Source organism: Bartonella sp. MR30HLJHH (genome assembly GCF_042194195.1).
In the GTDB taxonomy this organism is placed as follows: Bacteria; Pseudomonadota; Alphaproteobacteria; order Rhizobiales; family Rhizobiaceae; genus Bartonella; species Bartonella grahamii.
In genome coordinates, this window is sequence record NZ_JBHIMO010000014.1 from 31,804 (window position 1) to 44,058 (window position 12,255).

Annotated in this window: 13 protein-coding genes, 1 tRNA gene and 1 pseudogene; 12 read left to right on the top strand and 3 right to left on the bottom strand. The window is 37.6% G+C overall.

The genetic code is table 11. The features are described 5' to 3' along the window. Positions 1-359 precede the first annotated feature (359 nt). From rsmI to ACFIKR_RS07490, 4 genes are all read left to right on the top strand, one after another. Positions 360-1,247, top strand: a complete 888-nt coding sequence (rsmI, locus tag ACFIKR_RS07475; RefSeq protein WP_375659418.1) for a 16S rRNA (cytidine(1402)-2'-O)-methyltransferase — start codon at positions 360-362, stop codon at positions 1,245-1,247. 4 nt (positions 1,248-1,251) lie between these two features. Then, positions 1,252-1,620 (top strand): YraN family protein, encoded by a 369-nt coding sequence (locus tag ACFIKR_RS07480; protein ID WP_375659428.1) that lies wholly within the window; start codon positions 1,252-1,254, stop codon positions 1,618-1,620. 103 nt (positions 1,621-1,723) lie between these two features. Continuing rightward, complete coding sequence (locus tag ACFIKR_RS07485; protein ID WP_015856281.1) at positions 1,724-1,969, top strand: hypothetical protein; 246 nt, start codon at positions 1,724-1,726, stop codon at positions 1,967-1,969. Between the two features lie 55 nt (positions 1,970-2,024). Next, complete coding sequence (locus ACFIKR_RS07490) at positions 2,025-2,816, top strand: pyrroline-5-carboxylate reductase (RefSeq protein WP_375659419.1); 792 nt, start codon at positions 2,025-2,027, stop codon at positions 2,814-2,816. Between the two features lie 396 nt (positions 2,817-3,212). On the opposite strand, the gene ACFIKR_RS07495 is transcribed toward ACFIKR_RS07490, so the two are convergent. Beyond that, positions 3,213-4,274 carry an Mrp/NBP35 family ATP-binding protein gene (locus ACFIKR_RS07495; protein WP_375659420.1) on the bottom strand — a complete coding sequence of 354 codons (1,062 nt, stop codon included), beginning with the start codon at positions 4,272-4,274 and terminating at the stop codon, positions 3,213-3,215. Between the two features lie 597 nt (positions 4,275-4,871). Here ACFIKR_RS07495 and rpmH point away from each other — a divergent pair. From rpmH to ACFIKR_RS07535, 8 genes are all read left to right on the top strand, one after another. Continuing rightward, positions 4,872-5,006, top strand: coding sequence for a 50S ribosomal protein L34 (gene rpmH, locus ACFIKR_RS07500; RefSeq protein ID WP_375659421.1), 135 nt, complete (start codon positions 4,872-4,874; stop codon positions 5,004-5,006). A 117-nt stretch (positions 5,007-5,123) separates the two neighbouring features. Continuing rightward, positions 5,124-5,516, top strand: coding sequence for a ribonuclease P protein component (rnpA, locus tag ACFIKR_RS07505; RefSeq protein ID WP_375659422.1), 393 nt, complete (start codon positions 5,124-5,126; stop codon positions 5,514-5,516). Continuing rightward, the gene (yidC, locus tag ACFIKR_RS07510; protein WP_375636320.1) at positions 5,506-7,344 is read left to right on the top strand and encodes a membrane protein insertase YidC; all 1,839 of its coding nucleotides are present in this window, start codon (positions 5,506-5,508) and stop codon (positions 7,342-7,344) included. Before rnpA ends, yidC begins: the two co-directional genes overlap by 11 nt. Further along, entirely contained in the window at positions 7,341-7,985 is a 645-nt protein-coding gene (yihA, locus tag ACFIKR_RS07515; protein WP_375659423.1) for a ribosome biogenesis GTP-binding protein YihA/YsxC, read from the top strand. Before yidC ends, yihA begins: the two co-directional genes overlap by 4 nt. A gap of 138 nt (positions 7,986-8,123) precedes the next feature. Continuing rightward, positions 8,124-8,816 (top strand): glutathione S-transferase family protein, encoded by a 693-nt coding sequence (locus tag ACFIKR_RS07520; protein WP_375659424.1) that lies wholly within the window; start codon positions 8,124-8,126, stop codon positions 8,814-8,816. 1,241 nt (positions 8,817-10,057) lie between these two features. Beyond that, entirely contained in the window at positions 10,058-10,870 is an 813-nt protein-coding gene (gene dapB / locus ACFIKR_RS07525) for a 4-hydroxy-tetrahydrodipicolinate reductase (protein WP_375659425.1), read from the top strand. A gap of 28 nt (positions 10,871-10,898) precedes the next feature. Further along, positions 10,899-11,519 (top strand): 2,3-bisphosphoglycerate-dependent phosphoglycerate mutase, encoded by a 621-nt coding sequence (locus tag ACFIKR_RS07530; RefSeq protein WP_375659426.1) that lies wholly within the window; start codon positions 10,899-10,901, stop codon positions 11,517-11,519. Positions 11,520-11,631: 112 nt separating this feature from the next. After that, a tRNA-Leu gene (locus ACFIKR_RS07535) sits at positions 11,632-11,716 on the top strand. 88 nt (positions 11,717-11,804) lie between these two features. On the opposite strand, the gene ACFIKR_RS07540 is transcribed toward ACFIKR_RS07535, so the two are convergent. Both ACFIKR_RS07540 and ACFIKR_RS07545 read right to left on the bottom strand, forming a co-directional pair. Next, complete coding sequence (locus ACFIKR_RS07540) at positions 11,805-12,008, bottom strand: helix-turn-helix transcriptional regulator (RefSeq protein WP_375659427.1); 204 nt, start codon at positions 12,006-12,008, stop codon at positions 11,805-11,807. Positions 12,009-12,091: 83 nt separating this feature from the next. Then, positions 12,092-12,255: pseudogene (locus tag ACFIKR_RS07545) on the bottom strand (exonuclease); the annotation flags it as partial.

Sequence of the window (12,255 nt, forward strand, 5' to 3'; positions counted from 1 at the left end):
ATGGAAATAGTCTAAAAAGCTTAGCTTTTAAAAGAGCACAGCCAAGCGTGAGATGGTGGCATAGGTGAAATTGTTTTTTGGTTCTCGAAGGAAAAACTTTATAGAAAATCGTGGAGCTGATAGAATATTGGTTACATCTGGAATTTGTTTTACTAAAAAAGATAACGCGGATCAAAATAGATAATAATGTTAGATTAAGACGTTAAATATGAGATTATCTTATTGTAGTGTAATCGATTATTCGAGTAAGGTAAGCCTTTATAATGATAAAAAAATGCGCTGATAAAAATGAGCCAAAATGACTTATGAGTATGGATAAAACTCTTATGGTGAGGGAAATTTGATGAAAAGAAAAGAGCATGTGTGAAAAAGCATATTTTATAGGTGCGCATGCTTATTCTGCACCCGTTATAGAATCAGGGCTTTATCTTGTGGCAACGCCTATCGGAAATCTTGCAGATATTACGCTTCGTGCTTTGCAAGTGCTTGCAAGAATTGATATTTTAGCGTGTGAGGATACACGGGTAACACGTATTTTGTTGGAACGTTACGGTATTCAAAAAAAAACTTTTCTCTATCATGAATATAATGCGCAAAAAGCGGGTCCGAAGCTCTTAGCGGCTTTAGCAGAAAACAAAACAGTAGCGCTTGTTTCAGATGCGGGAACACCACTTATTTCTGATCCCGGATTTAGATTAGTAGAAGAAGCCCGTAAAGCTGGTCATAAAATTATTCCTATTCCTGGAGCATCCGCTCTTTTAGCCGCTCTTATACCGACAGGGCTTCCTACTGATAGCTTTTTTTTTGCAGGTTTTTTGAGTGCACGCAAGCTACAGCGCAGAAAACGGTTGGAACAATTAAAAGAGATTCCAGCAACTTTGATTTTTTATGAATCACCGCATCGTCTTGTTGAAACTTTACAGGATATGGTCACTCTTTTTTCGGCTGATCGACCTGCTGCCATTTGTCGTGAATTAACAAAGAAGTTTGAAACAGTAGATGTTTCCAATTTAGCGAATTTGTTGGAAAATTACAGAAAACAAGCACATATTCGTGGGGAAATTGTTGTGCTTGTTGGAGAATCATCCTCTTCTTTAAATGTGATAAGTGATCAAGAAATTGATGAAATGCTATTAGAACGCGCGCAGACACATTCTGCTGCTCAAGCAGCAGCTTTGGTTGCAAAAGAGACCGGTTTTAAAAAGCAGGAACTTTTTCAGCGGTTAGTTTTTTTAAAAAATGCGTAAGATGATACAAAAAAAACGCAGACAAAAGTCTTTTTATCGAGGGATCCGTGCAGAAAAATTGGCAGCTTGGTGGCTACGTTGCAAAGGGTTTCACATTGCCGAAATGCGTTTTAAAACAAAATGTGGGGAAATTGATTTAATTGCACGACGTGGAAATCTTGTGTTAATTGTTGAAGTTAAAGCACGTTCAACGTTGGCTGAAGCAATGGAAGCGGTTTCCCGAATGAATGAAAGGCGAATTGAGGCAGCAGCCGATATTTGGCTCGCACGGCAAAAAGATCATGCCCTTTTGTCTGTACGCTTTGATTTGATTGCAATTTTACCTTGGCGTTGGCCGCAGCATATCCCTGCATTTTTTACATCTGATCAATAAGAGGCAGACCCCATTTTAACCATACTCTATAAAAAACATTTCGTTTTTATGTGCATATGCGTTAAAAAGTGTGTAACCGTTTGAGCGCTATAAGGAGTGAAATATGGATGATTATGAAAAGTTTGCAACAGGTTTACTCATTGTTTTTGGAGCGCTGATTATTGGTGGTTTAATGGCAATGCATATTGTACTTATGAATAAACCAGGTTTTTTATTTGCATTAGCCGCAGCTGTTGTTGGTTGGTTTTCTGCTTTTGCCGTTCTCTTTGACAAACCAAAAATCTATTTGGGCTTGATTATTCTTGCTATGATATGTGTTGCCTCTTCAATTAGCGCTTATGTTAGTTAAAACACCGGAGATGTTGATTGAGATTCCTTTTAAAATATAAAACTGAGAAATAGAAATGAAACTTGGCTTTTTGGGAACGGGTACAATCAGTGCTTCAATGGTGAATGGACTCATGACAAGCACCTTTGATGTTTCTTCCATTATTGTTTCACCTCGCAATGCACAAACAGCAGAGCGCCTTTCAAACACTTATGATAAAGTTATAATTGCTGAAAATAACCAAGCGTTGCTTGATGTTAGTGATTGTGTTTTTCTTTGCTTGCCCAACCAAATTGCAGAAGGCGTTTTGCGCTCTCTTCATTTTCGTCCAGAACAGCTGGTTATTTCCGTACTTGCTATGGCAAAAGCAGCAGAAGTAGAAGAGTGGATTAATCATAAAGTTTATCGTGCTGTTCCATTACCTTTTGTTGCAGAATGCAAAAATTTGACACCAATCTATCCCGATCATCCCTTTTTACGCACTTTATTTGATGTATTGGGGGGCACATTGGTGCTTGGTAAGGAAGAGCAATTTAATCTTTTTATGACAGCTGGTTCTCTGATGGGAGTATATTTTAATTTTATAGAAACAGCCCATCAGTGGTTTATAACACAGGGGTTAAAAAAACAGCAATCAGCAGAATTCCTTACCATGATGTTTGGAAATCTTACGGATGAAATGCGTAAAATTATAGCAACGAATCGTTCTGCATTTCTCGATTTTGCACTGCTTGAAAAAGAGTTTTCAACAAAGGGTGGAACAAATGAATTTTTGTCAAATTACTTTTCTCATCAAGGGGGAAGGAATGCTTTAACAACAGCTCTTGAGGCTACTTTGCAAAAAATGAATGCTTCTAAAAAGACTTGACCAACATTTTTTTATCATCTCAATAAGAAAGAGCTAAATGTTGAAGATTTATATCAAGAAAACTCATATCGAAAAATGCTTTTTACACCTGAAAAAAATACCATCTTATGAAAAGAATTGATTTTTAAAATATTTTTTACAACCTTTTACAATTTTTCTAAATTATTTTTATTTTCTGTCTTCTTCTTTTAGCCTCAATACCAATATTTTTTTCTACCTCATGGCTCTATCTCTTCTAATTTCGTTCCCCTTCAGGTTATCCAAACGCATGAATAATTTTTTGTTTATTTAACCTATATACTCCACGCACACATTAAAACTTCCCCTACAAAGAAGCAACTATTTTTACGTCTTCCATGATTGTGTTTTAATAAACTTCCTCAAACAAACATCCATTTAAAAGAGTTGATTTTTTATTTGATCAACAATTTTACGATACAGTTTAGTATGCTCTTTACTAGGCTTAGCAACAAAAATAGGGATCCCCTCATCTGAAGAAAATCGTAAAGCTGCATCAAGCGGTATTTCCGCTAAGAAAGGGACTTCTCGACGTTCCGCTTCTGCCCGTGCACCACCATAGCCAAAAATATCATAGCGTTTTCCCGTATCAGGAGCGATAAAATAACTCATATTCTCAATAATTCCTAAAATAGGAACATTGACTTTCATGAACATTTCTATTGCTTTACGCGCATCCACTAAAGCAAGATCTTGGGGCGTAGAGACAACCAACGCACCTGTTAATTGTACCTGTTGTGCAAGCGTTAGTTGTGCATCCCCTGTACCGGGCGGCATATCAACGACTAAAACGTCCAGAGGTCCCCATAAAACGTCTCGTAACAATTGCGTTACCGCTGCCATAACCATAGGACCACGCCATACTACCGGCTTTTCTTCCTCAACCAAAAATCCCATCGACATCAATTTAAGTCCGAATTTTTCAAGAGGTTGAATCTTTTTTTCTCCAACGAGCTGTGGTTTTTGATTAACAAGTCCTGTCAAACGCGGCAAAGATGGACCATAAATATCAGCATCCATCATCCCCGTCTTGAAACCAGAATCTTGTAAAGCTAAGGCGATATTTATTGCCATCGTAGATTTTCCGACCCCTCCTTTTCCAGAAGCAATAGCAATCACATGCCGCACACCTTCTATGGGCATTTTGATAGGTAAGGGATTTCCTCTCCGTCTAGGTGCTGCCTTTGTTGTTTTTTCTGCTGTAAGTGTGACAACAACAGATTCCACTCCCTCCAAAGCACATACCACCTTTTCAGCAGAACGACGCAATGATTCCCATTCTTGTGCACCTCCATCAGGAACTGTAATGGAAAAGAAAACCTTACTATCAGCAATCAATATTTCTGAAAGAAGCCCCAACGACACAATATCGCTTTCAAGATCTGGTCCTTTGATTTTACGTAATACGTTGCGGACAGCCTCACTTGTAATAGAATCCACGTTCTTTCCTCTCTATAAAAATACCAGCAAATACAAGCATAAGAACGAAAAATACTTACAGGTTTATCACCTGCTAATTTTCTACTTTACTCAGAATTATAAAGTATAAATTACTTATATCTTATCTCTTTTTTCTCTTTAAAAATATGAAACCATCCTTAAATAAAGAATCTCAAACATAAAATCTGCTATAAAATCCTATCAATCGTGTTTGTCTACAACCACTTTAATGAATGTTCTGATAAAAATTTTGTAAAAACAAAAACTCAAAAAAATTTTAATATTAAAGAATACTTTAAATTGAGTATACAGTAATCAGTCACACTTTACTTTAATTCTTTAACGCCCTAGTCATTTATTTTCTGTAGACTCAATCGTTATTTTCTGACACTCTTACAGTATCGTAAAAAAGTATCACAGACAGTTATAAGGTGTTTTGTATTCTTTCAAGAGCGAGAAAAACAATCTAAGATTGACTTTTTTTATATTTTTTCTTATGGGTTAACAGCCGTATGATAGGATAAAATCGCTCATCTCGCGCATAACTGCTCATAAAACGAAGATTAAGAAGGGCCGCACTCCGCGGTATTTAAATAAATGAAACGTACTTACCAACCCTCTAAACTTGTCCGTAAACGCCGCCATGGGTTTCGTGCACGCATGGCCACAGCTGGAGGACGTAAAGTTATTGCTGCAAGACGTTCTCGTGGACGTAAGCGGCTCTCTGCTTAACCATTTAAATTTTCACAACCGTTGAGGATTGCTCACCATTTCTTCGTTGTGAAACTTTTGTTATGAACCTCTAATGCCTGCTTGCAGGCATTTAGTGAAATTGCGAAATGTTCTTTTATGAAGAAAAAATATCCCTGCCGTATTCGCAAAAGAGCAGACTTTTTGGCTGTCCGTACAGGAGAAAAGCGGCGTGGTCCTTTATTTTTGCTCGAAGTTAAATCTCGTGAACAAACAACAGAAAGAAAAGATTCTCTTGTTGCACGTGTAGGCTTCACTGTTACTCGTAAAAACGGTAATGCTGTGAAACGTAATCGTATCAAAAGGCGCTTGCGTGAAGCCGTAAGAGTTGGTGTAACAAACCACATGGAAGCAGGAACAGACTATGTCATTGTAGCATATCGTGATGCGTTACATGCGCCTTTTACATCCTTAATTAGTGAATTAAATCGGCGAATAAAACCAAAAATAAAACATCAGCAACAACAACAAGGGTGTACGGATGGAATATAACCGCAATTTCTTTATCGCTATTGGCTTATCTTTCGTAGTGCTCATCGCATGGCAATTTCTTCATGTTGCTCCCAAACAAGCAAAGTTACAAAAACAACAAGTCATCACACAGCAATTGTCAAAACAACAATCAACCCTTTCTACTACCACGACGAATTTTTCTGACGATACCTCAACGCATCAAGCAACATCTATCATCGAACAACCAATGACACCTGAAATCCGGAAAGCTGTATTGGCCAAAACAAAGCGTATTGCGATCAAAACCAATGAACTGGAAGGCTCTATTAATCTTGTTGGTGCACAATTTGATGATCTTCACCTCAAAAAATATCGTTTAACAGTCGATAAAAAATCACCGGAAATCGATTTGCTGAATCCTAAGGGTTTCAAAACGACCTACCTTGCTGAATTTGGTTTTGCAAGTGCATCTTTACCAGCAAAAGCTTTGCCACAATCGGATACACAATGGCAAATAGAGGGAAACAATACAATCCTGACTCCTTCAACACCCATCACTTTAATTTATAATAATGGACAAGGACAGATCTTCCGGCGTATTCTTTCTGTTGATGATCATTTCATGTTTACCATTGAAGATTCTATCAGCAATGAAAGTGATCAACCAATATATCTCTCATCCTATGCCCGCGTTGCACGTGCAGCACCACCAGAACATACAAATGCAACCTATTTACTTCATGAAGGTATGATAGGTATTGCAGGAGATTCGCTCAAAACTGAAAAATATAAAACCTTAGCAGAGCTTGACCCGAATCCTGATAATGGGCAGAAGAGTATGACTTTCTCCAAAGTAACAGGAGGTTGGATTGGTATTACCGATAAATATTGGGCTGTAGCAGTTATTCCCCCGCAAAATAAAGAATATACAAGCCGTTTTATTTATTTTGATCGTTTGCAAACGCATTATCAGTCTGACTTGCTAGGATCGCTTTTAACGATTGCCCCAAATGAAACAAAAACTATTACAAATCGTCTTTTTGCTGGTGCAAAACAAGTTGAAATTATTAATAACTATCAAAATGACCTAAAAATCAAAAAGTTTGCTCTTTTAATTGACTGGGGTTGGTTTGATTTCATCACCAAACCAATGTTTTCTCTCATTGATATTCTTTATAAACAAACAGGAAATTTTGGTATCGCCATCCTTCTTGTCACGGTGCTCTTAAAAACTCTTCTTTTCCCTCTAGCCAATAAATCTTATAAATCTATGGCACGCATGAAGCTTTTACAACCGCGGTTGCTAGAAATAAAAGAAAAATATCCCGATGATCGAACCAAGCAACAACAAGCAATAATAGAACTATATAAAACCGAAAAAATTAATCCCCTTGCAGGTTGTTGGCCAATGTTGGTTCAATTCCCAATATTCTTTGCTCTTTATAAAGTTCTCTATATAACCATTGAAATGCGCCATGCCCCTTTCTTTGGCTGGATTAAAGATTTAGCGGCACCTGATCCAACTTCTCTTTTTAACTTGTTTGGTCTCTTACCGTATACAACGCCAACATTTCTTATGATTGGTGCATGGCCTTTGATTATGGGAATAACGATGTTTTTACAAATGCGTATGAATCCCGCTCCTCAAGACCAAACCCAAGCGATGATATTCACATGGATGCCTGTTGTCTTTACTTTTATGCTCGCCTCTTTCCCTGTTGGTCTCGTCATCTATTGGGCATGGAACAATATATTATCAATCATTCAGCAAGGTATCATGATGAAGCGCCAAGGAGTGAAAATTGAGCTTTTTGATAATCTGAAAGCCATGTGGAGAAGATCACCCAAAAAAGAAGTGCATGAATGACAAGAAATTCTTCCCTTTCTGGAATTTTTTCTCGCAATTGGATTTTTATTCGTGGTGTACCAGCGATACGCTTTCTCCCCCCTGAAGGACCACCAGAAATTGCATTTGCAGGACGTTCCAATGTTGGAAAATCATCTTTAATAAACGCACTCGTCCAACAAAAAAGCTTAGCACGCACCTCAAATACACCAGGACGGACTCAAGAGCTTAATTATTTTGTTCCCGATGGCTTCAGTGGGCAGCTGGGAGATCTTCCCCCTCTAGCATTAGTAGATATGCCTGGTTATGGTTTCGCTGCTGCTCCTAAAAATCTGGTTGATGCGTGGACAAATTTGATTTTTAGCTATTTACGGGGGCGCACAACATTAAAACGTGTATATATCTTAATTGATTCACGGCGAGGAATCAAAAATAATGATGAAGATGTTCTTTCTCTCCTTGATAAAGCAGCCGTTTCTTATCAAATTGTTTTGACAAAAAGCGATAAAATCAAATCAAATGCCTTGGAAAAATTAATTATGAGCACACAAACAAAACTTCTCAAACGTCCGGCAGCTTATCCTGAGCTTCTTGTAACCTCTTCAGAAAAAGCTCTCGGTTTAGAAGAATTACGTGCTGCCATTTTGCAAACCATCGCATAAAAGAACAATTGCTATTATTAACAATTTATTAATTATAATTGCTAGCAGCTGCTAATGATCTTGTACTTCTAGTCAAGCATCTTTATAAAAATGATTACTTGAAAGAATTCTCATCAACTCTATTTGATAGTGTAAATTATGCTGACACTTTTTCACTCTCCCCTATCCGCTGCCTCGCGCTTCATACGCCTCGTTCTTGGGGAATATGGTGTAACCACTCAACTGATTGAAGAATATGAATGGGCAAGAAGACACGAATTTCTAGCCCTCAATCCCGCTGGTCATGTTCCTGTTTTTCTCGATGAACACGAGGTTCCATTATCAGGTCCTCTTGTTATCTGCGAATATTTAGACGAAACACATGGAAGTTTACGACAAGACAATAAGCTCTTTCCGGAAAATCCTTTAGATCGTGCGGAAGTACGCCGTCTCAATGACTGGTTCTTAAATAAATTCGAAAATGAAGCAACGCGCCATATCGTACGAGAACGAATCCATAAACGTGAAATGCCACTTGCCATTGGTGGTGGTGCTCCTAATTCACAAATTTTACGTAATGCACGTGCCAATATTTTACCACATATGAACTATCTCAACTGGCTCTGTGCCTCTCGCGATAGCTTAGTCGGTTCTGCCTTGTCCTATGCAGACCTAGCAGCAGCAGCCTCTATTTCTGTACTTGACTTTCTAGGGGAAATTGACTGGGAACAATCTCCTGCTGCCAAAGACTGGTATATGAGAATTAAATCACGCCCTTCTTTTCGTTCTCTTTTAACAGATCGCGTCCGCGGAATTGTTGCAAGTGCTCACTATGCAGATCTTGACTTCTAGTCTTCTCCCACAAATAAAAGTAAAAACGATATTTTATCTAAAGGATATTTATAGGCTTATGAATTTTTATGCATGCGTATAAACAATACGATAATACATTGATTTAGAATCATATTAAACAGAGAATAAGCCCCCCATAATATTTTCTTATTTTATCCCCCCTTATAATGCATGAAAAAATCACTTTCTTGACGTGTCACAAAAAAGATTAGCATAGGAATAATAAGAAAGGATTTTAAAGACTCTCTTTAAATATAAGAGCTGTAGCATCACTGGAAGCTAGGAAAATGAAATAACAATACTTAACGCATGTTATCCTCCATTCTCCCCAATATATGAAAAAACGCATTGCATAACATATATACTCTTTGCTCTATAATAAACTAAAGACTCATCATGCGTTTTTACAACATAACAATTTTTTCAACTGGCTTTCCTAAAAGATGAAGAATCCGACCAGCTCTCGTGTGTAAACAATCCAACTTCTTGTTCGTCCCTTGTTTTACCCCCCCTTTTACGTGATTTTATTTATGTATAGCCTATTGATATACAACGATAAATAATCGTTTTTAACTTGAATCATCAATTCCAAATACCTTTTTCTCATTACCTTCATCACATTTAAAACAATCAAAATCGCTTTCTTATGCGTCACAAATGGAATTGGTGCGTGAAAAAAATATTAAAGAAAAGAATGAAAATGCCTAAGTGCCAAGGATTGTTAAAACATTAAAGACTAACAAAACGTATGATAGTGCTGATTTGCTCTTTTATGAAGCATAAAGATAGTGGCGCAGAATAGATTTATATTATTCATGGATACTCTCTCGTGATACCACTCACAAGCACTATCATAAAATAAGTTTAGACGTATTGAGAAATGTTTTTTTAAGACAAGCGCATGAATTGACAACATAGGTGTATTTTGTTTAGGAGATCTTGTTTTGCATGAAGAACACTCCCCCTTAAAGAACGAAAGAAATAAAAGCGTAAAGTAATACACAATCTCCATTAGGTTTCATAAGCAAACCTTATTTAGGAATATTCATCACACACTCTAACGAAAAACATCTCTATTTAAATTTGTAGATCTTATATTACTTTCTCTAAACAACAGTGTTTTACAGCACAAGAAGATAAATTAAAGCAGGAAAAATTTTTTCCTATAAAGAAAAAGAACCATTGGAAAGAAGGCAAGAATTTGCCTATACTGCACAGTGAAGTGTCATAAGGAGATAAGAATGCGCCTTACAGTTGTTGGTGCAAATGGAAGAATGGGACGTGAACTCATTACAGCAATCCAACAGAGGAGAGATGTAGAGCTTTGTGCTGTTCTTGTACGCAAAGGCTCACCGTTTGTAGGAAAAGATGCCAGTGCCTTAATTGGTTCAGATTTTCTTGGAATTGGCATTACTGACGATCCTGAAAATGCCTTTTCTAACACAGAAGGTATTTTAGATTTTTCTCAACCAAAAGCCAGTATTCTTTATGCTAACTACGCTGCTCAAAAAAGCCTTGTCCATATTATTGGCACCACAGGATTTAGCAAAACAGAAGAAGAAAAAATTGCAGATTTTGCGAAATATACAACAATTGTCAAATCCGGAAATATGAGCCTTGGAATAAATCTTTTGGCCAACCTTGTAAAGAAAGCCGCTAAAGCATTAGGCGCCGATGATTTTGATATCGAAGTTTATGAAATGCATCACGCGAACAAAGTTGACGCCCCTTCTGGAACAGCCCTTCTTCTTGGCCAAGCAGCAGCTGAAGGACGCAATGTTATGCTTAAAAATGTGCGTGTCAACGAACGCAATGGTCATATAGGTAAACGCGAAAAAGGCTCCATTGGCTTTTCTTATTCACGTGGTGGAACAGTTGTTGGAGAACACAGTGTCATTTTTGCTGGTTCCCATGAGCGCATTATTCTTTCACATACAGCGCAAGAACGCTCTATCTTTGCCAATGGCGCATTAAAAGCAGCTTTGTGGGCAAAAAATCATGAAAACGGTCTTTATTCAATGCTCGATGTTTTGGGATTGAACGATGAATTTTAAACAATCAATAGAATAGAGGCAATTCATAATGAAACGCATACTTGTACTAATTCGTCATGGACAAAGTGAATGGAATCTCAAAAACCTTTTTACCGGTTGGAAAGATCCCGATTTAACAGAAAAAGGTCATGCAGAAGCGATAGCAGCAGGAAAAAAACTGAAAGAACATGGTTTGAAGTTTGATATCGCTTATACATCTGCCTTACAGCGTGCTCAAAAAACGGCTCAGCACATTTTAGAACAAATGGGACAATCAGATTTAGAAGTGATAAAAAATCCCGCATTAAATGAACGTAATTATGGTGATCTTTCTGGTCTAAATAAAGATGAAGTACGTCAACAATGGGGGCAAGAGCAAGTGCAAATGTGGCGCCGCTCTTATACGATTGCGCCTCCGAATGGAGAAAGCCTACGTGACACCGGTGCGCGCATCTGGCCTTATTATCTTTACCATATCCAGCCTCATATTTTGCGCTCCCAAATTGTTTTAATCGCAGCGCATGGAAACTCTCTTCGTGCTCTTATTATGGCGCTTGAAGGTCTCTCCGGTGAGGAAATTATATCTCAAGAATTAGCGACCGGCATTCCTATTATTTATACATTTAATCCGGATTCAACAATTTTATCAAAGACAGTCCTCACACCTTAAACTTCTAAAACCATGATCTCCCAAAAAATTTAATTCAATCGTTTTAAGCTAAAAAATAAATTCTATAATTTCATTGACAGAATTGCTTCATACGCTTAGATCAATTTTATGAGCCCAGATGGCGGAATTGGTAGACGCGCAGGTTTCAGGTACCTGTGCCGCAAGGCGTGGAGGTTCGAGTCCTCTTTTGGGCACCATTTTATATCTTCAACATATTGAAATATATAGATTTTTTTCTTTAAATAGCCATTTTCAGACCACCTTCTACAGTTTATATAATTTTACCTAATTTGTTCTTATTTGCTCCCTATTTTTCTTTGGAGTGAAGGCTAAGATCTCTTTTTTTCTCCATCTCACTGCTCTCCCTAGCTTATATGGCTCCGGAAACAACCCCTGAAGCACCCAATTGCGAATCGTTGTTGTGGATACACTAAAAAGCTGTGCACACTCACGTGTTGTTACATATCTATCTCCATCATCAAATATCATCTCATTACCTTTCTCTTTTTTATGTTAATTAAATGGGTGGGGGTGCTTAAGCAAGAGGAGAAGGAGAGAGCACCCCCATAGGTTTAAGCAGCTTTTGCCAAAATCTTTTGCATCTCTTGTTCTATTTCCCCTAAAAAGATTTCGACCGCTTTATTAATCTCTTCAATGTGTTTCTCATCACGGAGGACGCGTTTGACTTTCATTCTCAAACCAGTAGATTTGCCTACAAAGTTTGGATTATAGCTAA